Annotated in this window: 25 protein-coding genes and 1 other annotated feature; of the genes, 24 read left to right on the top strand and 1 reads right to left on the bottom strand. The window is 41.3% G+C overall.

The genetic code is table 11. The features are described from left to right. The first annotated feature begins 67 nt into the window (after positions 1 to 67). The 13 genes from OCF95_RS01900 to OCF95_RS01840 all read left to right on the top strand — a co-directional run bounded on the left by OCF95_RS01900 (position 68) and on the right by OCF95_RS01840 (position 12539). Positions 68 to 1072, top strand: coding sequence for a PhoH family protein (locus OCF95_RS01900; protein WP_261059457.1), 1005 nt, complete (start codon positions 68 to 70; stop codon positions 1070 to 1072). A gap of 106 nt (positions 1073 to 1178) precedes the next feature. Continuing rightward, a complete protein-coding gene (locus tag OCF95_RS01895; protein ID WP_203175906.1) occupies positions 1179 to 1748 on the top strand; it encodes a GNAT family N-acetyltransferase in 570 nt (189 codons plus the stop codon). A 66-nt stretch (positions 1749 to 1814) separates the two neighbouring features. Further along, positions 1815 to 2462 carry a helix-hairpin-helix domain-containing protein gene (locus OCF95_RS01890; protein ID WP_261074361.1) on the top strand — a complete coding sequence of 216 codons (648 nt, stop codon included), beginning with the start codon at positions 1815 to 1817 and terminating at the stop codon, positions 2460 to 2462. Beyond that, the gene (locus OCF95_RS01885; RefSeq protein WP_261074360.1) at positions 2446 to 4686 is read left to right on the top strand and encodes a DNA internalization-related competence protein ComEC/Rec2; all 2241 of its coding nucleotides are present in this window, start codon (positions 2446 to 2448) and stop codon (positions 4684 to 4686) included. Before OCF95_RS01890 ends, OCF95_RS01885 begins: the two co-directional genes overlap by 17 nt. Before the next feature lie 348 nt (positions 4687 to 5034). Further along, positions 5035 to 5622, top strand: a complete 588-nt coding sequence (locus OCF95_RS01880) for an ABC transporter ATP-binding protein (protein WP_101782196.1) — start codon at positions 5035 to 5037, stop codon at positions 5620 to 5622. 3 nt (positions 5623 to 5625) lie between these two features. Next, entirely contained in the window at positions 5626 to 6810 is a 1185-nt protein-coding gene (locus OCF95_RS01875; protein WP_261104780.1) for a hypothetical protein, read from the top strand. Between the two features lie 160 nt (positions 6811 to 6970). Beyond that, positions 6971 to 7102, top strand: a sequence feature (ribosomal protein L20 leader region). A gap of 15 nt (positions 7103 to 7117) precedes the next feature. After that, positions 7118 to 7648 (top strand): translation initiation factor IF-3, encoded by a 531-nt coding sequence (gene infC / locus OCF95_RS01870; RefSeq protein WP_000848180.1) that lies wholly within the window; start codon positions 7118 to 7120, stop codon positions 7646 to 7648. Between the two features lie 32 nt (positions 7649 to 7680). Further along, positions 7681 to 7881, top strand: a complete 201-nt coding sequence (gene rpmI / locus OCF95_RS01865; protein WP_001125943.1) for a 50S ribosomal protein L35 — start codon at positions 7681 to 7683, stop codon at positions 7879 to 7881. Positions 7882 to 7932: 51 nt separating this feature from the next. Further along, a complete protein-coding gene (rplT, locus tag OCF95_RS01860; RefSeq protein ID WP_000124834.1) occupies positions 7933 to 8292 on the top strand; it encodes a 50S ribosomal protein L20 in 360 nt (119 codons plus the stop codon). A 58-nt stretch (positions 8293 to 8350) separates the two neighbouring features. Continuing rightward, positions 8351 to 8731, top strand: a complete 381-nt coding sequence (gloA, locus tag OCF95_RS01855; protein ID WP_070842964.1) for a lactoylglutathione lyase — start codon at positions 8351 to 8353, stop codon at positions 8729 to 8731. 248 nt (positions 8732 to 8979) lie between these two features. Next, the gene (locus OCF95_RS01850) at positions 8980 to 9780 is read left to right on the top strand and encodes a dihydroorotate dehydrogenase electron transfer subunit (protein ID WP_070842965.1); all 801 of its coding nucleotides are present in this window, start codon (positions 8980 to 8982) and stop codon (positions 9778 to 9780) included. Then, positions 9743 to 10729 carry a dihydroorotate dehydrogenase gene (locus OCF95_RS01845; RefSeq protein ID WP_194250491.1) on the top strand — a complete coding sequence of 329 codons (987 nt, stop codon included), beginning with the start codon at positions 9743 to 9745 and terminating at the stop codon, positions 10727 to 10729. Before OCF95_RS01850 ends, OCF95_RS01845 begins: the two co-directional genes overlap by 38 nt. A gap of 97 nt (positions 10730 to 10826) precedes the next feature. Next, a complete protein-coding gene (locus OCF95_RS01840; RefSeq protein WP_153193282.1) occupies positions 10827 to 12539 on the top strand; it encodes a glucosaminidase domain-containing protein in 1713 nt (570 codons plus the stop codon). Positions 12540 to 12796: 257 nt separating this feature from the next. Here OCF95_RS01840 and pavA read toward each other — a convergent pair whose 3' ends face one another. After that, positions 12797 to 14452 (bottom strand): Rqc2 family fibronectin-binding protein PavA, encoded by a 1656-nt coding sequence (gene pavA, locus OCF95_RS01835; protein WP_261104768.1) that lies wholly within the window; start codon positions 14450 to 14452, stop codon positions 12797 to 12799. Between the two features lie 104 nt (positions 14453 to 14556). Here pavA and ybeY point away from each other — a divergent pair, with 104 nt between their 5' ends. The 11 genes from ybeY to tehB all read left to right on the top strand — a co-directional run bounded on the left by ybeY (position 14557) and on the right by tehB (position 23194). After that, the gene (ybeY, locus tag OCF95_RS01830) at positions 14557 to 15054 is read left to right on the top strand and encodes an rRNA maturation RNase YbeY (RefSeq protein ID WP_261053944.1); all 498 of its coding nucleotides are present in this window, start codon (positions 14557 to 14559) and stop codon (positions 15052 to 15054) included. Beyond that, positions 15035 to 15430, top strand: a complete 396-nt coding sequence (locus OCF95_RS01825; protein WP_261053945.1) for a diacylglycerol kinase family protein — start codon at positions 15035 to 15037, stop codon at positions 15428 to 15430. The genes ybeY and OCF95_RS01825 overlap by 20 nt, the downstream gene beginning before the upstream one ends. Before the next feature lie 16 nt (positions 15431 to 15446). Beyond that, positions 15447 to 16346: a GTPase Era gene (gene era, locus OCF95_RS01820; protein WP_000143264.1), complete on the top strand. Its 900-nt coding sequence runs from the start codon at positions 15447 to 15449 to the stop codon at positions 16344 to 16346. Positions 16347 to 16394: 48 nt separating this feature from the next. Next, complete coding sequence (gene mutM, locus OCF95_RS01815; protein ID WP_261053946.1) at positions 16395 to 17219, top strand: DNA-formamidopyrimidine glycosylase; 825 nt, start codon at positions 16395 to 16397, stop codon at positions 17217 to 17219. Continuing rightward, positions 17219 to 17824, top strand: a complete 606-nt coding sequence (gene coaE, locus OCF95_RS01810) for a dephospho-CoA kinase (RefSeq protein WP_261104764.1) — start codon at positions 17219 to 17221, stop codon at positions 17822 to 17824. Before mutM ends, coaE begins: the two co-directional genes overlap by 1 nt. After that, a complete protein-coding gene (locus tag OCF95_RS01805; RefSeq protein ID WP_023947226.1) occupies positions 17811 to 19010 on the top strand; it encodes a multidrug efflux MFS transporter PmrA in 1200 nt (399 codons plus the stop codon). Before coaE ends, OCF95_RS01805 begins: the two co-directional genes overlap by 14 nt. Next, entirely contained in the window at positions 19010 to 19159 is a 150-nt protein-coding gene (gene rpmG / locus OCF95_RS01800) for a 50S ribosomal protein L33 (protein ID WP_001809104.1), read from the top strand. Before OCF95_RS01805 ends, rpmG begins: the two co-directional genes overlap by 1 nt. Positions 19160 to 19198: 39 nt before the next feature. Further along, positions 19199 to 19432, top strand: a complete 234-nt coding sequence (secG, locus tag OCF95_RS01795; RefSeq protein WP_000282517.1) for a preprotein translocase subunit SecG — start codon at positions 19199 to 19201, stop codon at positions 19430 to 19432. Positions 19433 to 19533: 101 nt separating this feature from the next. Then, positions 19534 to 21888 carry a ribonuclease R gene (gene rnr, locus OCF95_RS01790; protein WP_261104763.1) on the top strand — a complete coding sequence of 785 codons (2355 nt, stop codon included), beginning with the start codon at positions 19534 to 19536 and terminating at the stop codon, positions 21886 to 21888. Continuing rightward, positions 21851 to 22318: an SsrA-binding protein SmpB gene (smpB, locus tag OCF95_RS01785; RefSeq protein WP_001051750.1), complete on the top strand. Its 468-nt coding sequence runs from the start codon at positions 21851 to 21853 to the stop codon at positions 22316 to 22318. Before rnr ends, smpB begins: the two co-directional genes overlap by 38 nt. A gap of 15 nt (positions 22319 to 22333) precedes the next feature. Beyond that, positions 22334 to 23194 carry an SAM-dependent methyltransferase TehB gene (gene tehB / locus OCF95_RS01780; RefSeq protein WP_261104760.1) on the top strand — a complete coding sequence of 287 codons (861 nt, stop codon included), beginning with the start codon at positions 22334 to 22336 and terminating at the stop codon, positions 23192 to 23194. Positions 23195 to 23294: the final 100 nt, after the last annotated feature.

Below are 23294 nucleotides of genomic sequence, written 5' to 3'. Positions count from 1 at the left end.
GGGCTAGTAATTTCTCCACCCCTTTGCTATAATAAAAAGAAATAAAAGGATTAGAGAGGTTCTTTATTTGAAGGAACATTCAATAGACATTCAACTGAGTCATCCAGATGACCTGTTTCATCTTTTTGGTTCCAATGAACGCCATCTTCGTTTGATGGAAGAAGAGCTTGATGTGGTGATTCATGCTCGTACGGAGATTGTCCAGGTTTTGGGAGAAGAGTCTGCTTGCGAGGAAGCTCGTCAGGTTATCCAAGCTCTCATGGTCTTGGTGAACCGTGGGATGACCGTTGGTACGCCAGATGTGGTGACTGCAATTAGCATGGTCAAAAACGATGAAATAGACAAGTTTGTCGCCCTTTACGAAGAAGAAATCATCAAAGACAATACTGGGAAACCTATCCGTGTCAAAACACTGGGTCAAAAACTTTATGTGGACAGTGTTAAACAGCATGATGTGACCTTTGGAATTGGGCCTGCAGGGACAGGGAAGACCTTCCTTGCAGTGACCTTGGCAGTGACTGCCCTTAAACGTGGGCAGGTCAAGCGAATTATCCTAACTCGTCCAGCAGTGGAAGCAGGAGAGAGTCTAGGTTTTCTTCCGGGTGATCTTAAGGAGAAGGTAGATCCTTACCTTAGACCGGTTTATGATGCCTTGTATCAGATTCTTGGCAAAGACCAGACGACTCGTCTCATGGAGCGTGAAATTATCGAGATTGCGCCCCTTGCCTATATGCGTGGCCGGACCTTGGATGATGCCTTTGTCATTCTCGATGAGGCGCAAAACACGACCATCATGCAGATGAAGATGTTCTTGACTCGTTTAGGCTTTAATTCTAAGATGATTGTCAATGGAGATATCAGTCAGATTGATCTTCCGCGTAACGTCAAGTCTGGTCTGATTGATGCTCAAGAAAAACTCAAGAACATCCATCAGATTGACTTTGTTCATTTTTCAGCCAAGGATGTGGTTCGCCATCCTGTTGTCGCTCAGATTATCCGAGCTTATGAACCAGCACCAGTTAAAAAAGAAGAGAGCGAAGAATTAGATCCTCAACCTCTATCTGAAGGATAGTTCTTTTGTACTTAAAGTTATCTCAATACCAAGTATAAATTTGCTTTTTAAATATTTCATTCAATATCCTTATCTTAGTTAGAAACTTTTCAAGTGGTGGAATCCTATGGAATCAATCTTTTTAAAACTAGCCCAGTATCCCATAGTCGAGACTGAGCGTTTATTGCTTAGACCTGTAACCTTGGATGATGCGGAAGCAATGTTTGACTATGCCTCGGACAAGGATAATACACGTTACACTTTTCTAACCAATCAAAGCTTGGAAGAAACCAAGAATAACATTGCTCAGTTCTACTTGACCAATCCCTTGGGACGCTGGGGAATAGAACTAAAAAGCAATGGCAAATTTATTGGAACCATTGACTTGCACAAGATTGATCCTGTTCTTAAGAAGGCAGCTATTGGCTACATTATCAATAAAAAGTATTGGAATCAAGGATTGACGACAGAAGCCAATCGTGCCGTAATTAAGCTAGTTTTTGAGAAAATAGGAATGAACAAGTTAGTTGCTCTTCACGATAAGGATAATCCTGCGTCAGGAAAGGTCATGGAGAAATCAGGCATGCGTTTTTCCCACGAAGAAGCTTATGCTTGTATGGACCGGCATGAAGAAGGCCGAATCGTGACAAGAGTTCATTATGTCTTGACCAAGGAAGACTATTTTGCAAATAAATAAGCAGTTGAGAAGAAATTTTCAACTGTTTTTTCTTTCTCTTACGAATAATCTAAGAGAGGAGAAAATATGGAAGCAATTATCGAGAAAATAAAAGAGTATAAAATCATTGTCATCTGTACTGGTCTGGGCCTGCTTGTAGGCGGATTTTTCCTGCTAAAGCCAGCTCCACACACACCTGTCAAAGAAACGAATTTACAGGCAGAAGTTGTAGCTGTTTCCAAGGGTTCATCGACCGAAAAGGAAGTGAAGGAAGAAAAGGAAGAACCCCTTGAACAAGATCTAATTACAGTAGATGTGAAGGGGGCTGTAAAATCACCAGGGATTTATGATTTGCCTGTAGGTAGTCGAGTCAATGACGCTGTTCAGAAGGCTGGTGGCTTGACAGAGCAAGCAGACAGCAAGTCGCTCAATCTAGCTCAGAAAGTTAGTGACGAGGCTCTGGTTTACGTTCCCACTAAGGGAGAAGAGGCAGCTAGTCAACAGACTGGTTCTGGAGTGGCTTCTTCAACAAGCAAGGAAAAGAAGGTCAATCTCAACAAGGCCAGTCTTGAAGAACTCAAGCAGGTCAAGGGACTGGGAGGAAAACGAGCTCAAGACATTATCGACCATCGTGAGGCAAATGGGAAATTCAAGTCGGTTGATGAACTTAGGAAGGTCTCTGGCATTGGTGCCAAGACCATAGAAAAGTTAAAAGATTATGTTACAGTGGATTAAGAATTTCCCCCTTCCCCTAATTTACCTAAGTTTTCTATTGCTTTGGCTTTACTACGCTATTTTCTCAGCATCCTATCTTGCTTTGTTGGGCTTTGTTTTTCTGCTAGTCTGTCTCTTTTTCCAATTTCCGTGGAAATCAGCTAGTAAAGTTCTATTGCTTTGCGGAATATTTGGATTCTGGTTTCTGTTTCAAAATTGGCAACAGGGTCAAGCGAGTCAAAATTTGGCGGATTTTGTTGAAAGGGTACGGATTTTGCCTGATACTATTAAAGTCAATGGTGACAGTCTATCCTTTCGTGGCAAGTCTGATGGACGCATTTTTCAAGTTTATTATAAACTCCAGTCCGAGGAGGAGAAAGAAACCTTTCAAGCTTTAACCGACATTCATGAGATAGGACTAGAAGGGAAGCTTTCGGAGCCAGAAGGGAAGAGAAATTTTGGTGGTTTCGACTACCAAACCTATCTGAAAACTCAGGGAATTTACCAGATTCTCAATATCAAAAAAATCCAGTCACTTCAAAAGGTTGGCAGTTTGGATATAGGTGAAAATCTGTCCAGTGTACGCCGAAAGGCTGTAGTTTGGATTAAGACGCACTTTCCAGACCCTATGCGCAATTACATGACAGGACTCTTGCTGGGACATCTGGACACTGACTTTGAGGAGATGAATGAACTTTATTCTAGTCTAGGAATTATCCACCTCTTTGCCTTGTCGGGCATGCAGGTAGGTTTTTTCATGGATGGATTTAAGAAACTATTCTTGCGATCAGGCTTGACCCAAGAAAAGTTGAAATGGCTGACCTATCCCTTTTCCCTTCTCTATGCTGGTATGACAGGATTTTCAGCTTCGGTCATTCGCAGTCTCTTGCAAAAATTACTGGCTCAACATGGTGTTAAGGGCTTGGATAATTTTGCCTTGACGGTTCTTGTCCTCTTTATTATCATGCCCAACTTTTTCCTGACGGCGGGAGGTGTTTTGTCTTGTGCTTACGCTTTTATCTTGACCATGACCAGCAAAGAAGGGGAGGGGCTCAAGGCTATTGCCAGAGAAAGTCTGGTTATTTCTTTGGGAATATTACCCATTCTATCCTTCTATTTTGCGGAATTTCAACCTTGGTCCATCCTTTTAACCTTTGCCTTTTCCTTTCTTTTTGACTTGGTCTTCTTACCGCTCTTGTCTGTCTTATTTGCCCTTTCCTTTCTCTATCCAGTCATTCAGCTGAACTTTATCTTTGAATGGTTGGAGGGAATGATTCGCTTGGTATCACAGGTGGCAAGTAGACCTCTGGTCTTTGGACAACCCAATGCATGGCTTTTAATCTTATTGTTAATTTCCTTGGCTTTGATCTATGATTTGAGGAAAAATATCAAAAGAGTAGCTGGCTTTAGCTTACTTATTGTGGGTCTCTTTTTCTTGACCAAGCATCCACTGGAAAATGAAATTACCATGATGGATGTTGGGCAAGGGGAAAGTATTTTCCTACGGGATGTAACTGGGAAAACCATTCTCATAGATGTAGGTGGCAAAGCAGAATCTGATAAGAAAATTGAAAAATGGCAAGAAAAGGCGACGACCAGCAATGCCCAGCGAAGCTTGATACCCTATCTCAAAAGTCGTGGAGTAGCCAAGATTGACCAGCTGATTTTGACCAACACGGACAAGGAACATGTTGGAGATTTGTTGGATGTGACCAAGGCTTTCCATGTAGGCGAAATTTTAGTATCAAAAGGCAGTCTGAAGCAGAAGCAATTTGTGGCAGAACTACAGGCGACTCAAACCAAGGTTCGTAGTATGTCAGTGGGAGAGAACTTGCCAATTTTTGGAAGTCAGTTAGAAGTCCTATCTCCAAGGAAAATTGGAGACGGAGGTCATGAAGATTCCTTGGTTTTGTATGGAAAACTCTTGGATAAGCACTTTCTCTTCACTGGAAATTTGGAGGAGAAAGGAGAGAAGGACTTGCTGAAGCACTATCCTGACCTAGAGGTGGATGTTTTGAAAGCTAGCCAACATGGCTCTAAAAAATCATCAAGTTCAGCCTTTCTAGAAAAACTCAAACCAGAGATGACTCTCATCTCAGTTGGAAAGAACAATCGAACGAAATTACCCCATCAGGAAACTTTGACACGACTAGAAACTATCAATAGCAAAGTTTACCGAACTGACCAGCAAGGAGCTATACGCTTTAAAGGATGGAATAGTTGGAAAATCGAAAGTGTTCGATAGGAAGGACAAATATTATATATTAGTAAAACAAACTAAAAATATGTTGCATAATAATGATAAAAACGATATAATGAAAGCGTCTTCAATATTAATGATATAAAATCATTAAAAATTAGCAAAAACCGTTTAATTAGTTAGTTTATGATCTATTGGTCTTTTTTAGTCCAGTGTATCTGCTGTGAGCGTCCTTAAAACTTATCGGTATGATTGGAAAGTATAGTACGAACTATCACAGTCTCGTTATGATAGCTATTCTGAGTATAAAGTTGGTTCTGGCTGGAATTACGATCGTTATGAGGTACTAAACTACTACAGCGGAGGCTATTAATCCAAAAAGGAGGACTGGATATGTTGCAGCTTACTCATGTGACCTTAAAAACGCGACAAGTCATCTTACAAGATGTTGATTTTACATTTGAAAAGGGTAGGATTTATGGTATTCTTGCTATAAATGGCTCTGGAAAGACGACACTGTTCCGTGCCATTAGCAATTTAATTCCTATAAGTAGTGGAAATATTGCAGCCCCTCCTTCTTTATTTTATTATGAGAGTATTGAATGGCTGGATGGAAACTTAAGTGGGATGGACTACCTTCGTCTTATCAAAAACATCTGGAAGTCAGGGCTGAACTTTGGGGATGAAATTGCCTACTGGGAAATGTCTGACTATATCAGCCTTCCCATTCGCAAGTATTCCTTAGGCATGAAGCAACGCTTGGTGATTGCCATGTATTTCCTCAGTCAGGCCAAATGCTGGCTTATGGATGAGATTACAAATGGCTTAGATGAGTATTATCGACAGAAGTTTTTTGATAGGCTAGCACAAATCGATAGACAAGAACAGCTGGTTCTTTTAAGTTCCCACTATAAGGAAGAGTTGCTTGATGTCTGCGATAGAGTAGTAACCATTCATCAGGGGCAAATAGAAGAGGTTTAGTTTATGAAAGAAGTTAGTCTATTTTTATTAAAAAAAGTTTTCAAAAGTCGCTTAAACTGGATTATCTTAGCTTTATTTGTATCTGGACTCGGTGTTACCTTTTATTTTAATAGTCAGACTGCAAACTCCGTCAGCTTGGAGAGCGAGTTGGAAACCCATCTTGTAAAAAATGAGAGAGTCATCAATGAATATGAAGAGAAACTCTCCCAAATATCTGACACCAGCTCGGAGGAATACCAGTTTGCTAAAGAAAATTTAGACTCGCAAAAAAATCATTTGACTCAAAAGACAGAAATTCTGACTTTATTAAAAGAAGGGCGCTGGAAAGAAGCCTACTATTTGCAGTGGCAAGATGTAGAGAAGAGTTATGAAATTTTATCAAAGGAACCGACTGCTAGTTCTGACTTAAAAATGGCGGTTGACCGCGAACGAAAGACTTACCAAGCCCTATATCCCTTGAACATAAAAGCGCACAATTTAGTTTATCCGACCTACGGGATTGATCAGATTGTCTGGATTTTAGAGGCTATCATCCCAAGCTTGTTTGTGGTTGCTATTATTTTTATGCTAACGCAACTATTTGCAGAAAGATATCAAAATCATCTGGATACAGCTCAGTTATATCCTTTTTCAAAAGTGACATTTGCAATGTCTTCTCTTGGAGTTGGAGTGGGTTATATAACTGTGCTGTTTATCGGAATCAGCGGATTTTCTTTTCTAGTGGGAAGTCTGATAAGTGGTTTTGGACAGTTAGATTATCCCTATCCAATCTATAGCTTAACCAATCAAGAGGTAACTATTGGGAAAATACAGGATGTGTTATTTCCTAGCTTGCTCTTAGTTTTCTTAGCTTTTATCGTTATTGTGGAAGTCGTCTACTTGATTGCATACTATTTCAAGCAAAAAATGCCTGTCCTCTTTATTTCCTTAATTGGGATAGTTGGCTTATTGTTTGGTATCCAAACCATTCAGCCTCTTCAGAGGATTGCACATCTGATTCCCTTTACTTACTTGCGTTCAGTGGAGATTTTGTCTGGAAGATTACCTAAGCAAATTGATAATGTCAATCTGAATTGGAGCATGGGGATGATTTTACTTCCTTGCCTGATCATCCTTTTGTTAGTGGGGATTCTATTTATCGAAAGATGGGGAAGTTCACGTAAAAAGGAATTTTTTAATAGATCTTAGCTTTCCTATAGGGAAAATAAGTAAAAACTAACATAGAGAGGGAATCAACTTGATTCTCTCTTTTTGATTCGAAAACCAAGCCAAAATACAAACACAAACTTTTAAAAAAAATAACTTTTTACCTTGACAAGAGCTAGAAAACTTGGTATCATATAAAAGTTGAGAAAAGCAGAAGTGAGAGCTTCTCGCCTTGTGACATTAAGTTGCCTGGCCCTACGGATGAAAAGTTTCTAAGAAACGCTATCATAACGTGCGGGCTTGTATATTTACGAGTCCGCTATTGTTTTTCTCTAATAAAACAAAAGAGGTGAAAACCATAGCAAAGCAAGACTTATTCATCAATGATGAGATTCGTGTACGTGAAGTTCGCTTGATCGGTCTTGAGGGAGAACAGTTAGGCATCAAGCCACTCAGTGAAGCACAAGCTTTGGCTGATAACGCTAATGTTGACCTAGTATTGATTCAACCACAAGCCAAACCACCTGTTGCAAAAATTATGGACTACGGTAAGTTCAAATTTGAGTACCAGAAGAAGCAAAAAGAACAACGTAAAAAACAAAGTGTTGTTACTGTGAAAGAAGTTCGTCTAAGTCCAACTATTGACAAGGGTGACTTTGATACAAAACTTCGCAATGCACGCAAATTCCTTGAAAAAGGAAATAAAGTTAAGGTATCTATTCGCTTTAAGGGTCGTATGATTACCCATAAAGAGATTGGTGCAAAAGTTTTAGCCGAGTTTGCTGAAGCAACTCAAGATATTGCCATCATCGAACAACGTGCTAAAATGGATGGACGTCAAATGTTCATGCAATTGGCGCCAGCGACTGACAAAAAATAATTGTCAGAAAGTTAAATAAAGGAGAAAAAATCATGCCAAAACAAAAAACACACCGCGCATCAGCTAAACGTTTCAAACGTACAGGTTCTGGTGGACTTAAACGTTTCCGTGCTTACACTTCTCACCGTTTCCACGGAAAAACTAAGAAACAACGTCGTCATCTTCGTAAAGCATCTATGGTGCATTCAGGAGATTACAAACGTATCAAAGCAATGCTTACTCGCTTGAAATAATAGCTTGACTGTAAGTAAACAATTCTAGGAAATATTTGGAGGAAATAAAACATGGCACGTGTTAAAGGTGGCGTTGTATCACGCAAACGTCGTAAACGTATTCTTAAATTAGCAAAAGGTTACTATGGAGCTAAACACATCTTGTTCCGTACTGCAAAAGAACAAGTAATGAACTCTTACTACTATGCATACCGTGACCGTCGTCAGAAAAAACGTGACTTCCGCAAATTGTGGATCACTCGTATCAACGCGGCAGCTCGTATGAACGGACTTTCATACTCACAATTGATGCATGGTTTGAAATTGGCTGAGATCGAAGTTAACCGTAAAATGCTTGCTGACTTGGCTGTTAACGATGCAGCAGCTTTCACAGCTCTTGCAGATGCAGCTAAAGCAAAACTTGGTAAATAATAACTGATAAGACTGGAACAGGATTGTCCCAGTCTTTTTAAAAATAAAGGAGAAAAATATGCCTTCAAAAATGCTACACACTTGCTTGCGAGTAGAAAATCTTGAAAAATCAATTGCATTTTATCAAGATGCTTTTGGATTTAAAGAATTGCGCCGCAGAGATTTTCCAGACCATGCCTTCACGATTGTCTATCTAGGTCTTGAGGGTGATGACTATGAGTTGGAGTTGACTTATAACTACGATCACGGTCCGTATGTGGTTGGTGATGGATTTGCCCATATCGCCCTCAGTACACCTGATCTTGAAGCTCTTCATCAAGAGCACAGTGCAAAAGGCTATGAAGTGACTGAGCCAAATGGTCTACCAGGAACTGCACCTAACTATTACTTTGTCAAAGACCCTGATGGCTACAAGGTTGAAGTCATTCGTGAAAAATAATCTCGTGAAGTCAAGTAGAATGTTCGTTTTCTACTTGACTTTTTTTAGCTGAAAGAGTATACTAGTAAAAATTTAACCTTTAAGGGGAGTCCAGAGAGACTCACAAGGTGTCAGATAAAAGAATAGTGCAATTTTCTAGAGGAGACTTTTTGAGTGTGCTCTCTTCTGTTGTACGATTTTAACTGAGGCCTTGCAATCGCAAGGTCTTTTCTTTGTCTGGTCCCCTTAAAATTTAAGGAGGAAAAGTCATGAATCCCACATGTAAGAAACGTTTGGGTGCAATTCGTTTGGAAACCATGAAGGTGGTTGCACAGGAGGAAATCGCGCCAGCAATCTTTGAATTAGTCCTAGAAGGGAAAATGGTTGAAGCTATGCGAGCAGGCCAATTTCTTCATCTTCGTGTGCCTGATGATGCCCATCTCTTGCGCCGTCCTATTTCAATTTCGTCTATTGATAAGGCTAATAAGCAGTGTCATCTCATTTATCGGATTGAAGGGGCTGGGACAGCTATTTTCTCAACCTTAAGTCAGGGAGATACTCTTGATGTGATGGGTCCTCAGGGAAATGGTTTTGACTTGTCTGACCTAGATGAGCAGAGCCAGGTTCTCCTCGTTGGTGGTGGAATTGGTGTTCCGCCCTTGCTTGAGGTGGCCAAGGAATTGCATACGCGTGGTGTGAAAGTAGTGACAGTTCTCGGTTTTGCTAATAAGGATGCTGTTATTTTAGAGACGGAATTAGCCCAATATAGTCAAGTCTTTGTAACGACAGATGATGGTTCTTATGGTATCAAGGGAAATGTTTCCGTTGTTATCGAGGATTTAGACAATCAATTTGATGCTGTTTACTCATGTGGGGCGCCTGGAATGATGAAGTATATCAATCAAACCTTCTATAACCATCCAAGAGCCTATCTATCTTTGGAATCTCGTATGGCTTGTGGGATGGGGGCTTGCTATGCCTGCGTCCTAAAAGTGCCAGAAAGCGAGACGGTCAGCCAACGCGTCTGTGAAGATGGCCCTGTTTTCCGCACAGGAACAGTTGTATTATAAGGAGAAAATTATGACTACAAATCGTTTACAAGTTTCTCTACCAGGCTTGGATTTGAAAAATCCGATTATTCCAGCATCAGGCTGTTTTGGCTTTGGACAAGAGTATGCCAAGTACTATGATTTAGACCTTTTAGGTTCTATTATGATTAAGGCGACAACCCTTGAAGCCCGTTTTGGCAATCCAACTCCAAGGGTGGCAGAAACACCTGCTGGCATGCTCAATGCAATTGGCTTGCAAAATCCTGGTTTGGAAATTGTTTTGGCTGAAAAGTTACCTTGGCTGGAAAGAGAATATCCAAATCTTCCTATTATTGCCAATGTGGCTGGTTTTTCAAAACAAGAGTATGCGGCCGTTTCTAGTGGTATTTCCAAGGCAGCTAATGTAAAGGCTATCGAGCTCAATATTTCTTGTCCCAATGTTGACCACTGTAATCACGGACTTTTGATTGGTCAAGATCCAGATTTAGCTTATGATGTGGTGAAAGCAGCTGTAGAAGCGTCTGATGTGCCAGTTTATGTCAAACTAACTCCTAGTGTGACCGATATCGTTACTGTCGCAAAAGCTGCAGAAGATGCGGGAGCAAGTGGCTTGACTATGATTAATACTCTGGTTGGAATGCGCTTTGACCTAAAAACCAGAAAACCAATCTTGGCTAATGGAACAGGTGGGATGTCTGGTCCAGCAGTTTTTCCAGTAGCCCTCAAACTCATCCGTCAAGTAGCCCAAACAACAGACCTGCCTATCATTGGAATGGGGGGAGTGGATTCGGCAGAAGCTGCCTTAGAAATGTATCTGGCTGGAGCCTCTGCCATCGGAGTTGGAACAGCCAACTTTACCAATCCATATGCCTGCCCTGATATCATCGAAAATTTACCAAAAGTCATGGACAAATACGGCATCAGCAGTCTAGAAAATCTACGCAAGGAAGTAAAAGAGTCTCTGAGGTAAACTGCAATCAATCTGTTCTTGATTTTTTATCAGTTTGTAATGTTTATTATAGAGAATTTTGATACAATAAAATAGAAAGAACAGAGGAAGAAAGTTTATGAAGAAAGTAAGATTTATTTTTTTAGCCCTACTATTTTTCTTAGCCAGACCAGAGAGTGCAATGGCTAGTGATGGTACTTGGCAAGGAAAACAATACCTGAAATCAGATGGGAGTCAAGCAGCCAATGAGTGGGTTTTTGATGCTCACTATCAATCTTGGTTTTATATAAAAGAAGATGCCAAATATGCTGAAAATGAATGGCTAAAGCAAGGTGACGACTATTTTTACCTCAAATCTGGCGGCTATATGGCAAAATCAGAATGGGTAGAAGACAAGGGAGCCTTCTATTATCTTGACCAAAATGGAAAGATGAAAAGAAATGCCTGGGTAGGAACTTCCTATGTTGGTGCAACAGGTGCCAAAGTAATAGAAGACTGGGTCTATGATTCTCAATACGACGCTTGGTTTTATATAAAAGCAGATGGACAACACGCAGAGAAAGAATGGCTCCAAATCAAGGGCAAGGACTATTATTTCAAATCTGGTGGTTATTTGCTAACAAGTCAGTGGATTGACCAGGCTTATGTGAATGCTAGTGGTGCCAAAGTACAGCAAGGTTGGCTTTTTGACAAACAATACCAATCTTGGTTTTATATCAAAGAAAATGGAAAACATGCTGAGAAAGAATGGATTTTCGAAAATGGTCACTATTATTATCTAAAATCCGGTGGCTATATGGCAGCCAATGAATGGATTTGGGATAAGGAGTCATGGTTTTACCTAAAATCTGATGGGAAAATGACTGAGAAAGAATGGTTATACGATTCTAAAAGTCAAGCCTGGTACTACTTCAAATCCGGTGGCTACATGGCGAAAAATGAGACAGTAGATGGTTATCAGCTTGGAAGCGATGGTAAATGGCTTGGAGAAAAAGCTACAAATGAAAATGCTGCTTATTATCAAGTAGTACCTGTCACAGCAAATGTTTATAATGCAGATGGTGAAAAGCTGTCCTATATATCGCAAGGTAGTGTCGTATGGCTAGATAAGGATAGAAAAAGTGATGACAAGCGCTTGGCTATTACTATTTCTGGTTTGTCAGGCTATATGAAAACAGAAGATTTACAAGCGCTAGATGCCAGCAAGGACTTTATCCCTTATTATGAGAGTGATGGACATCGTTTTTATCACTATGTGGCTCAGAATGCTAGTATCCCAGTAGCTTCTCATCTTTCTGATATGGAAGTAGGCAAGAAATATTATTCGGCAGATGGGCTGCATTTTGATGGTTTTAAGCTTGAAAATCCCTTCCTTTTTAAAGATTTGACAGAGGCTACAAACTATAGTGCTGAAGATTTGGATAAGGTATTTAATCTGTTAAATATTGACAATAGCCTCTTGGAAAATAAGGGAGCTACCTTTAAGGAAGCCGAAGAACATTACCATATCAATGCCCTTTACCTTCTTGCCCATAGTGCCCTAGAAAGCGACTGGGGACGTAGCAAGATTGCCAAAGATAAGAATAATTTCTTTGGAATTACAGCCTATGATACGACCCCTTACCTTTCTGCCAAGACATTTGATGATGTAGATAAGGGAATTTTAGGTGCAAGCAAGTGGATTAAGGAAAATTATATCGATAGGGGTAGAACTTTCCTTGGAAATAAGGCGTCTGGTATGAATGTGGAATATGCCTCTGACCCTTATTGGGGCGAAAAAATTGCTAGTGTGATGATGAAAATCAATGAGAAACTAGGTGGCAAAGATTAGTCCTATAATTGGATATGATTTGAGTGAGTAGTAATACTCTTCGAAAATCTCTTCAAACCACTTCAGCGTCGCCTTGGATTATATATGGTTACTGACTTTGTCAGTTCTATCTGCAACCTCAAAACAGTGTTTTGAGCTGACTTCGTCAGTCTTATCTCCAACCTCAAAGCAGTGCTTTGAGCAACCTGCGGCTAGCTTCCTAGTTTGCTCTTTGATTTTCATTGAGTATAAGTTAAAAATCCTGATTTCAAGTAAAATCAGGATTTTTTCATGGATGCGATTTTTTCTGGATCTGGTGTGACACGGAGGGTCTTTTGTCCTGTGTAGGTGACAAAGCCGGGTTTTCCACCAGTTGGTTTGTTGAGTTTCTTGACTTCAATCATATCTACCTGAACCAGATTTGACAGGCGACCTTGAGAGAAGTAGGCGGCTAGTTCTGCCGCGTCTGTCTTGACTTCATCGGATGGATCAAGATTGCCTGAGATGACAACATGGCTTCCAGGAATGTCCTTGGCATGGAACCAAAGTTCCTCCTTGCGAGCCATTTTAAAGGTTAACTCCTCGTTTTGTAGGTTGTTTCGGCCGACATAGATGATGGTTTTGCCATCACTTGCTAGATATTGTTCTGGTTTTTTGCGTTTCTGGATTTTCTCCCGTTGTCTTCTGCGGATAAAGCCAGTTTGAATCAATTCTTCACGGATTTCAGCGATTTCTTCCAGTCCAGCTTGGTTGAGGACGGTTTCTACACTTTCCAGATAGAGAATGGTTGCCTTAGTTTCCTCAATCAGATCAGTCAAGTATTTGACAGCTTCTTTGAGTTTCTGATACCGTTTAAAATAGCGTTGGGCATTCTGGTTGGGAGTCAGAGCCTTATCAAGCGCAATCGTGATAGGTTGGTTGGTGTAGTAGTTGTCTAGGATAACCTGGTCTTGGTCGTTAGGCACTTGGTGGAGGAAGGTTGTCAGCAATTCCCCTTTTTGACGAAATTCTTCAGCGTTGTCTGTCGCCAGTAACTCTTTTTCTTGTTTTTTAAGCTTATGACGATTTTTTTGAAGTTCATTTTCAACACGGCGAATGAGTTCACTAGCTTGCTGTTTGACGCGGTCGCGCTCAGCCTTATCCTTATAGTAGGTGTCCAACAAATCAGAAAGACTGGCAAAAGGCTCTCCCACCTGATTTGCAAAAGGAACTGGGCTGAAGGAAGTCTCAGTCAAGCATGGCTTGGTTTCTTGACTGAAAAGGTTACGGAAAGTAGACAGTTTATCACTAATCAGCAGGCCTTCCAATTCATTTGCCGTATCACGTCCCAGACCTTGAAAGAGGCTTTGAAGGTTTTTAGCTGTTGTTTCCTGTGTTTGCAGGATTTCAAAGAGTTTCTCGTCCTTGATGGTGAAAGGATTGAGTGATTCCGTGCTTGGCGGAGCGATATAGGTAGACCCAGGCAGCAAGGTGCGGTAGCTATTTTGTGAAAAGCCAACATGTTTGATGACTTCGAGGATTTTGTGGCTACTTTTATCAACCAGTAGAATATTACTGTGTTTGCCCATAATTTCGATAATCAAGGTAGCCTGGATATGGTCTCCAATCTCGTTTTTATTGGAAACGGTGATTTCCACAATACGGTCATTTTCCACTTGCTCGATCGACTCAATCAGGGCACCCTGCAAATATTTTCTCAAAACCATGATAAAGGTGGAAGGTTGAGCTGGATTTTCAAAAGTCGTTTGGGTCAGCTGAATGCGTCCAAAAACTGGATGGGCAGAAAGGAGCAGGCGATGACTTTGGCGATTGCTACGGATTTGCAAGACCAACTCTTGTTCAAAAGGCTGATTGATTTTCTGGATGCGACCATTCACTAACTCTCTTCGCAATTCCTCAATCATGTGGTGTAAAAAAAATCCGTCAAATGACATCGTTCTCTCCTTGTGATTGTATTCCATAGTATTATATCAAAAAGGTAGAATAAAATCATGGAAATGTGGTATAATAAAGCCAAGTAAAGAGAAACGAGAAGCACATGTATATTGAAATGGTAGATGAAACTGGTCAAGTTTCAAAAGAAATGTTGCAACAAACCCAAGAAATTTTGGAATTTGCAGCCCAAAAATTAGGAAAAGAAGACAAGGAAATGGCAGTCACCTTTGTGACTAATGAGCGTAGTCATGAACTGAATTTGGAGTACCGTGACACCGACCGTCCGACAGATGTCATCAGTCTTGAGTATAAACCAGAGTTGGATATTGCCTTTGACGAAGAGGATTTGCTTGACAATCCAGAATTGGTAGAGATGATGTCTGAGTTTGATGCCTATATTGGGGAACTGTTCATCTCTATTGATAAGGCTCATGAGCAGGCCGAGGAATATGGCCACAGCTTTGAGCGTGAGATGGGCTTCTTGGCAGTACACGGCTTTTTACATATCAACGGCTATGATCACTACACTCCAGAAGAAGAAGCGGAGATGTTCGGTTTACAAGAAGAAATTTTGACAGCCTATGGACTCACAAGACAATAAACGAAAATGGAAAAATCGTGACCTGATAGCCAGTTTAGAATTTGCCATCACAGGGATTTTTACTGCTATCAAGGAAGAACGCAATATGCGAAAACATGCAGTGACGGCTCTTCTCGTCATCCTCGCAGGTTTTGTTTTTCAGGTGTCACGAATCGAATGGCTCTTTCTCCTATTGAGCATTTTCTTGGTAGTAGCTTTTGAAATTATCAATTCTGCTATTGAAAATGTGGTGGATTTGGCCAGTCACTATCACTTTTCCATGCTGGCTAAAAATGCCAAAGATATGGCAGCTGGTGCGGTATTAGTGGTCTCTCTTTTCGCAGCTATAACAGGCGCATTGATTTTTCTCCCACGGATTTGGGATTTATTATTTTAAACAGTAAGAGGAAATTATGACTTTTAAATCAGGCTTTGTAGCCATTTTAGGACGTCCCAATGTTGGGAAGTCAACCTTTTTAAACCACGTCATGGGGCAAAAGATTGCCATCATGAGTGACAAGGCGCAGACAACGCGCAACAAAATCATGGGAATTTACACGACCGATAAGGAGCAAATTGTCTTTATCGATACGCCAGGGATTCACAAGCCTAAAACGGCTCTCGGAGATTTCATGGTTGAGTCTGCCTACAGTACCCTTCGTGAAGTAGACACAGTTCTTTTCATGGTGCCTGCTGATGAAGCGCGTGGTAAGGGCGATGATATGATTATCGAGCGTCTCAAGGCTGCCAAGGTACCAGTGATTTTGGTGGTGAATAAGATCGATAAGGTTCACCCAGATCAGCTTTTGTCTCAGATTGATGATTTCCGTAATCAAATGGACTTTAAGGAAATTGTACCAATCTCAGCCCTTCAAGGAAATAACGTCTCTCGTCTAGTGGATATTTTGAGTGAAAATCTAGATGAAGGTTTCCAATATTTCCCGTCTGATCAAATCACAGACCATCCAGAACGATTCTTGGTTTCAGAAATGGTTCGCGAGAAAGTCTTGCACCTAACTCGTGAAGAGATTCCGCATTCTGTTGCAGTAGTTGTGGATTCTATGAAACGAGATGAAGAGACAGACAAGGTTCATATCCGTGCAACCATCATGGTCGAGCGCGATAGCCAAAAAGGGATTATCATCGGTAAAGGTGGCGCTATGCTTAAGAAAATCGGTAGCATGGCTCGTCGTGATATTGAACTCATGCTAGGAGACAAGGTCTTTCTAGAAACCTGGGTAAAGGTCAAGAAAAACTGGCGCGATAAAAAGCTAGATTTGGCTGACTTTGGCTATAATGAAAAAGAATATTAAGTAGAGGTGGGCTCATGCCTGCTTCTTGTTTTTACAGAAGGAGGACTTATGCCTGAATTACCTGAGGTTGAAACCGTTCGTCGTGGCTTAGAAAAATTGATTCTAGGAAAGAAGATTTCGAGTATAGAAATTCGTTATCAAAAGATGATTAAAACGGATTTGGATCAGTTTCAAAAGGAAGTGCCTGGTCAGATTATTGATTCAATGGGACGTCGTGGCAAATATTTGATTTTCTACCTGACAGACAAGGTCTTGATTTCCCATCTGCGGATGGAGGGCAAGTATTTTTACTATCCAGACCAAGTACCTGAACGCAAGCATGCCCATGTCTTCTTTCAGTTTGAGGACGGTGGAACGCTTGTTTATGAGGATGTACGCAAGTTTGGTACTATGGAACTCTTGTCTCCTGACCTTTTGGATACCTACTTTATTTCTAAAAAATTAGGTCCTGAACCAAGCGAACAAGACTTTGATTTGCAGGTCTTTCAAGCTACCCTAGCTAAGTCTAAAAAGCCTATCAAATCCCATCTCCTAGACCAGACTTTGGTAGCTGGACTTGGCAATATCTATGTGGATGAGGTTCTCTGGCGAGCTCAGGTTCATCCAGCTAGACCTTCCCAGACTTTGACAGCAGCAGAAGCGACAGCTATTCATGACCAGACCATTGCTGTATTGGGCCAGGCTGTTGAAAAAGGCGGCTCCACCATTCGGACCTATACCAATGCCTTTGGGGAAGATGGGACCATGCAGGATTTTCATCAGGTCTATGACAAGGCTGGTCAAGAATGTTCACGTTGTGGTACCATCATTGAGAAAATCCAACTAGGCGGACGAGGAACTCACTTTTGTCCTCAGTGCCAAAGGAGGGGCTGATGGGAAAAATCATCGGAATCACTGGGGGAATTGCCTCTGGTAAGTCAACCGTGACAAATTTTCTAAGAAAGCAAGGCTTTCAAGTGGTGGATGCTGATGCAGTCGTCCACCAACTACAGGAACCTAGTGGTCGTCTGTTTGAAGCTCTAGTCCAGCACTTTGGTCAAGAAATTGTATTAGAAAACGGAGAACTTAATCGCCCTATCCTAGCTAGTCTTATCTTTTCAATTCCTGAAGAACAGGAATGGTCTAAGCGAATCCAAGGAAAGATTATCCGTGAGGAACTAGCTACATTAAGTGAGCAATTGGCTCAGACAGAAGAGATTTTCTTCATGGATATTCCCCTGCTTTTTGAGCAGGACTACGTCTCTTGGTTTGATGAGACTTGGTTGGTCTATGTGGACCGAGATGTCCAAGTGGAACGTTTAATGAAAAGGGATCAGCTATCCAAAAATGAAGCTGAATCTCGTCTGGCAGCCCAGTGGCCTTTAGAGAAAAAGAAAGATTTGGCTAGTCATGTTTTAGATAACAATGGAAATCAGGACCAGCTTCTTACTCAGGTGGTCTCCCTACTTGAGGGAGGTGCAAAAGATGACAGAGATTAACTGGAAGGATAATTTGCGTATTGCCTGGTTTGGTAATTTTCTGACAGGAGCCAGTATTTCTTTGGTTGTGCCCTTTATGCCCATTTTTGTGGAAAATCTGGGTGTAGGGAGTGAGCAAGTCGCTTTTTATGCAGGTTTAGCTATTTCTGTCTCTGCTATTTCTGCGGCGCTCTTTTCTCCTATCTGGGGTATTCTTGCCGATAAATACGGTCGAAAATCCATGATGATTCGTGCTGGTCTGGCCATGACTATCACTATGGGAGGCTTGGCTTTTGTCCCAAATATTTATTGGTTAATCTTTCTTCGTTTACTGAATGGTGTATTTGCAGGTTTTGTTCCCAATGCAACAGCCTTGATAGCCAGTCAGGTTCCCAAGGAGAAATCAGGCTCTGCCTTAGGTACTTTGTCTACAGGTGTAGTTGCAGGCACTCTAACTGGTCCTTTTATTGGTGGCTTTATCGCAGAATTATTTGGAATTCGTACGGTTTTCTTACTGGTTGGTAGTTTTCTGTTTTTAGCTGCTATTTTGACTATTTGCTTTATTAAGGAAGATTTTAAACCAGTAGCCAAGGAAAAGGCTATTCCAACAAAGGAATTATTTACATCGGTCAAATATCCTTATCTTTTGGTCAATCTCTTTTTAACCAGTTTTGTCATCCAATTTTCAGCCCAATCGATTGGCCCTATTTTGGCTCTTTATGTACGCGACTTAGGGCAGACAGAGAATCTTCTTTTTGTCTCTGGTTTGATTGTGTCCAGCATGGGCTTTTCCAGCATGATGAGTGCAGGAGTCATGGGTAAGCTAGGTGACAAGGTGGGCAATCATCGTCTCTTGGTTGTAGCCCAGTTTTATTCAGTTATCATCTATCTCCTCTGTGCCAATGCATCTAGTCCCCTTCAACTAGGACTCTATCGTTTCCTCTTTGGCTTGGGAACCGGTGCGCTGATTCCTGGGATTAATGCCCTACTCAGCAAGATGACACCCAAAGCTGGCATTTCGAGGGTCTTTGCCTTCAATCAGGTATTCTTTTATCTGGGAGGTGTCGTTGGGCCTATGGCAGGTTCTGCAGTAGCAGGTCAATTTGGCTACCATGCAGTCTTTTATGCGACAAGCCTTTGTGTTGCCTTTAGTTGTCTCTTTAACCTGCTTCAATTTCGAACATTATTAAAAGTAAAGGAAATCTAGTGCGAGTAAAAATTAATCTCAAATGCTCCTCTTGTGGCAGTATCAATTACCTAACCAGTAAAAATTCAAAAACCCATCCAGACAAGATCGAGGTTTTAAAGTATTGTCCCAAGGAAAGAAAAGTAACCCTACATCTTGAATCTAAGTAGATTTTATGGTAAAATAATAAGGATTTTAAGGAGTTTGATATGTATAACCTATTATTAACCATTTTATTAGTATTATCTGTTGTGATTGTGATTGCGATTTTCATGCAACCAACCAAAAACCAATCCAGCAATGTATTTGATGCCAGCTCAGGTGATTTGTTTGAACGCAGTAAAGCACGCGGTTTTGAAGCTGTAATGCAGCGTTTGACAGGGATTTTAGTCTTTTTCTGGCTAGCCATTGCCTTAGCATTGACGGTATTATCAAGTAGATAAGAAAATAATGGGCAGGACTAGGTCTTTGCCTCTTTTTATTTTTAAAGGATGTTTGAAAAGGTTTTACAGTAAAAGAAAATTAAAAAATCTAGAAAGAAAATATGAAAGATAGAATAAAAGAATATTTGAAAGATAAGGGAAAGGTAACGGTCAATGACTTGGCTCAGGCTTTGGGAAAAGACGGTTCCAAGGATTTTCGTGAGTTGATTAAAACCTTGTCCCTAATGGAAAGAAAGCACCAGATACGCTTTGAGGAAGATGGCAGTCTGGCTTTGGAAGCCAAGAAAAAACATGAGATTACTCTCAAGGGGATTTTTCATGCCCATAAAAATGGCTTTGGTTTTGTCAGTCTGGAAGGGGAAGAGGACGACCTTTTTGTAGGAAAAAATGATGTCAATTATGCTATTGATGGCGATACCGTTGAGGTCGTCATCAAGAAAGTCGCTGATCGCAACAAGGGAACAGCAGCGGAAGCCAAGATTATCGATATCCTAGAACACAGTTTGACAACCGTTGTTGGACAAATCGTTCTAGATCAGGAAAAGCCTAAGTATGCCGGCTACATCCGTTCTAAAAACCAGAAAATTAGCCAGCTGATTTATGTTAAGAAACCTGCCCTTAAACTAGAAGGAACAGAAGTTCTTAAGGTCTTTATCGACAAATACCCAAGCAAGAAACATGATTTCTTTGTCGCGAGTGTCCTCGATGTGGTGGGGCATTCAACGGATGTCGGAATTGATGTCCTTGAGGTTTTGGAGTCTATGGACATTGTCTCAGAATTTCCAGAAGTTGTTGTCAAGGAAGCAGAAAGTGTGCCGGATGCTCCGTCTCAAAAGGATATGGAAGGTCGTCTGGATCTAAGAGATGAGATTACCTTTACCATTGACGGTGCTGATGCCAAGGACTTGGACGATGCGGTGCATATCAAGGCCTTGAAAAATGGGAATCTGGAGCTTGGAGTTCACATTGCAGACGTTTCCTACTATGTGACAGAAGGTTCTGCCCTTGACAAGGAAGCTCTTAACCGCGCGACTTCAGTCTATGTAACAGACCGAGTGGTTCCAATGCTTCCAGAACGACTGTCTAATGGAATTTGCTCTCTCAATCCTCAAGTTGACCGTCTGACCCAGTCTGCCATTATGGAGATTGATAAACATGGTCGTGTAGTCAATTACACCATTACACAAACGGTTATCAAGACAAGCTTCCGTATGACCTATAGTGATGTCAATGATATCCTAGCAGGTGACGAGGAAAAGAGACAAGAGTATCAGAAAATTGTTCCTAGTATAGAACTTATGGCCAAGCTCCATGAAATTTTAGAAAACATGCGTGTGAAACGTGGAGCTCTCAATTTCGATACCAATGAAGCCAAGATTTTGGTTGATATACAAGGTAAGCCTGTTGATATTGTTCTTCGTCAGCGTGGTATTGCCGAGCGCATGATTGAATCCTTTATGTTGATGGCCAATGAAACAGTTGCCGAGCATTTTAGCAAGTTGGATTTGCCTTTCATCTATCGAATTCACGAGGAGCCTAAGGCTGAAAAGGTTCAGAAGTTTATTGATTATGCTTCAAGTTTTGGCTTGCGGATTTATGGGACTGCCAGTGAGATTAGCCAGGAGGCGCTTCAAGACATCATGCGTACTGTTGAGGGAGAGCCTTATGCGGATGTATTGTCTATGATGCTTCTCCGTTCCATGCAGCAGGCTCGCTATTCAGAGCACAATCACGGCCACTATGGACTTGCTGCCGACTATTACACTCACTTCACCAGCCCGATTCGCCGTTATCCAGACCTTCTAGTTCACCGTATGATTCGGGATTACGGCCGTTCTAAGGAAATAGCCGAGCATTTTGAGCAAGTGATTCCAGAGATTGCGACCCAGTCTTCCAACCGCGAGCGTCGTGCCATTGAGGCTGAGCGTGAAGTCGAAGCCATGAAAAAGGCTGAGTATATGGAAGAATACGTGGGTGAAGAGTACGATGCAGTTGTGTCTAGTATCGTTAAATTCGGTCTCTTTGTTGAATTACCAAATACAGTCGAAGGCTTGATTCACATCACAAATCTACCTGAATTTTATCATTTTAATGAACGTGATTTGACCCTTCGTGGAGAAAAATCAGGAACAACCTTCCGTGTAGGTCAGCAGATTCGCATTCGGGTTGAAAGAGCTGACAAGATGACGGGGGAGATTGATTTCTCTTACATTCCAAGTAAATTTGATGTGATTGAAAAAGGCTTGAAACAGTCTAGTCGTAGTGACAGAGGGCGTGGTTCAAGTCGTCATTCAGATAAGAAGGAAGACAAGAGAAAATCAGGACGCTCAAATGATAAGCGCAAGCATTCACAAAAAGACAAGAAGAAAAAAGGGAAGAAACCTTTTTACAAGGAAGTAGCTAAGAAAGGAGCCAAGCATGGCAAAGGGCGAGGGAAAGGTCGTCGCACAAAATAAAAAGGCGCGCCACGACTATACAATCGTAGATACGCTAGAGGCAGGAATGGTCCTGACTGGAACTGAAATCAAGAGCGTTCGAGCTGCTCGAATCAATCTCAAGGATGGCTTTGCCCAAGTAAAAAATGGGGAGGTCTGGTTGAGCAATGTTCATATTGCTCCTTACGAAGAGGGCAATATCTGGAACCAAGAACCAGAACGTCGTCGTAAACTCCTGCTCCATAAGAAACAAATCCAAAAATTAGAACAAGAGACTAAAGGAACAGGAATGACCCTGGTTCCCCTAAAAGTCTACATCAAAGATGGTTATGCTAAGCTCCTTTTAGGTTTAGCTAAAGGGAAGCATGACTATGATAAACGGGAGTCTATCAAACGACGTGAGCAAAATCGCGACATCGCGCGTGTGATGAAAGCTGTTAATCAGCGATAAAAAGAGGAAATGAAAATGGAAAAACTAGTTGCCTATAAACGTATGCCTTTGTGGACTAAAGAAACCATGCCAGAGGCTGTTCAGCAGAAACACAATACCAAGGTTGGGACTTGGGGCAAGATTACTGTTTTAAAAGGAACTCTCAAGTTTATTGAATTGACAGAGGATGGTGAGGTTTTAGCTGAGTACCTCTTTGAAGCAGGGGCCGACAACCCCATGGCGCAACCACAAGCATGGCACCGAGTGGAGGCTGCCACAGATGATGTAGAGTGGTACTTGGAATTTTATTGTAAACCTGAGGATTATTTCCCTAAGAAATACAATACCAATCCTGTTCATTCAGAAGTTTTAGAGGCAGTGCAGACAGTGAAACCGGGTAAAGCCTTGGATTTGGGTTGTGGTCAGGGCCGTAATTCCCTCTTTTTGGCCCAGCAAGGATTTGATGTGACAGCTGTAGATCAAAATGAACTGGCTCTTGAAATCTTACAAAGCATTGTGGAACAGGAAGATTTGGACACGCCTGTTGGTCTTTACGATATCAATTCAGCCAGCATTGGTCAAGCCTATGATTTTATCGTATCAACTGTTGTTCTCATGTTTCTACAAGCGGACCGTATTCCAGCTATTATCCGAAACATGCAGGAGCACACCACTGTTGGTGGCTACAATCTTATCGTCTGTGCCATGGACACGGAGGATTATCCTTGCTCGGTTAACTTCCCATTCACTTTTAAAGAAGGGGAACTGGCAGACTACTACAAGGACTGGGAATTGGTTAAGTACAATGAAAATCCAGGCCATCTGCACCGTCGCGATGAGAATGGAAATCGTATTCAACTACGCTTCGCGACCATGCTAGCTAAAAAAATCAAATAAAAAAGAAAAAAGATTAGGATTTTTGTACTGACCCCAAAAAGTTAGACAATTAATTTAAGCAAAGGATTTAGTTCTGTATTGTACAGGGCTAAGTCCTTTT

The organism is Streptococcus mitis, from assembly GCF_946188615.1.
GTDB classification, from domain to species: domain Bacteria; phylum Bacillota; class Bacilli; order Lactobacillales; family Streptococcaceae; genus Streptococcus; species Streptococcus mitis_BZ.
The sequence above is the reverse complement of the archived record's forward strand: the minus strand, read 5'-3'. Positions and strand labels throughout refer to the sequence as shown.

Coding starts and splice junctions, on each gene's coding strand:
- OCF95_RS01895 (WP_203175906.1), top strand. CDS start 1,179: ATGGAATCAATCTTTTTAAAACTAGCCCAGTATCCCATAGTCGAGACT.
- OCF95_RS01890 (WP_261074361.1), top strand. CDS start 1,815: ATGGAAGCAATTATCGAGAAAATAAAAGAGTATAAAATCATTGTCATC.
- OCF95_RS01885 (WP_261074360.1), top strand. CDS start 2,446: ATGTTACAGTGGATTAAGAATTTCCCCCTTCCCCTAATTTACCTAAGT.
- OCF95_RS01880 (WP_101782196.1), top strand. CDS start 5,035: ATGTTGCAGCTTACTCATGTGACCTTAAAAACGCGACAAGTCATCTTA.
- OCF95_RS01875 (WP_261104780.1), top strand. CDS start 5,626: ATGAAAGAAGTTAGTCTATTTTTATTAAAAAAAGTTTTCAAAAGTCGC.
- rpmI (WP_001125943.1), top strand. CDS start 7,681: ATGCCAAAACAAAAAACACACCGCGCATCAGCTAAACGTTTCAAACGT.
- rplT (WP_000124834.1), top strand. CDS start 7,933: ATGGCACGTGTTAAAGGTGGCGTTGTATCACGCAAACGTCGTAAACGT.
- gloA (WP_070842964.1), top strand. CDS start 8,351: ATGCCTTCAAAAATGCTACACACTTGCTTGCGAGTAGAAAATCTTGAA.
- OCF95_RS01850 (WP_070842965.1), top strand. CDS start 8,980: ATGAATCCCACATGTAAGAAACGTTTGGGTGCAATTCGTTTGGAAACC.
- OCF95_RS01845 (WP_194250491.1), top strand. CDS start 9,743: ATGGCCCTGTTTTCCGCACAGGAACAGTTGTATTATAAGGAGAAAATT.
- OCF95_RS01840 (WP_153193282.1), top strand. CDS start 10,827: ATGAAGAAAGTAAGATTTATTTTTTTAGCCCTACTATTTTTCTTAGCC.
- pavA (WP_261104768.1), bottom strand. CDS start 14,452: ATGTCATTTGACGGATTTTTTTTACACCACATGATTGAGGAATTGCGA.
- ybeY (WP_261053944.1), top strand. CDS start 14,557: ATGTATATTGAAATGGTAGATGAAACTGGTCAAGTTTCAAAAGAAATG.
- OCF95_RS01825 (WP_261053945.1), top strand. CDS start 15,035: ATGGACTCACAAGACAATAAACGAAAATGGAAAAATCGTGACCTGATA.
- era (WP_000143264.1), top strand. CDS start 15,447: ATGACTTTTAAATCAGGCTTTGTAGCCATTTTAGGACGTCCCAATGTT.
- mutM (WP_261053946.1), top strand. CDS start 16,395: ATGCCTGAATTACCTGAGGTTGAAACCGTTCGTCGTGGCTTAGAAAAA.
- coaE (WP_261104764.1), top strand. CDS start 17,219: ATGGGAAAAATCATCGGAATCACTGGGGGAATTGCCTCTGGTAAGTCA.
- OCF95_RS01805 (WP_023947226.1), top strand. CDS start 17,811: ATGACAGAGATTAACTGGAAGGATAATTTGCGTATTGCCTGGTTTGGT.
- secG (WP_000282517.1), top strand. CDS start 19,199: ATGTATAACCTATTATTAACCATTTTATTAGTATTATCTGTTGTGATT.
- rnr (WP_261104763.1), top strand. CDS start 19,534: ATGAAAGATAGAATAAAAGAATATTTGAAAGATAAGGGAAAGGTAACG.
- smpB (WP_001051750.1), top strand. CDS start 21,851: ATGGCAAAGGGCGAGGGAAAGGTCGTCGCACAAAATAAAAAGGCGCGC.
- tehB (WP_261104760.1), top strand. CDS start 22,334: ATGGAAAAACTAGTTGCCTATAAACGTATGCCTTTGTGGACTAAAGAA.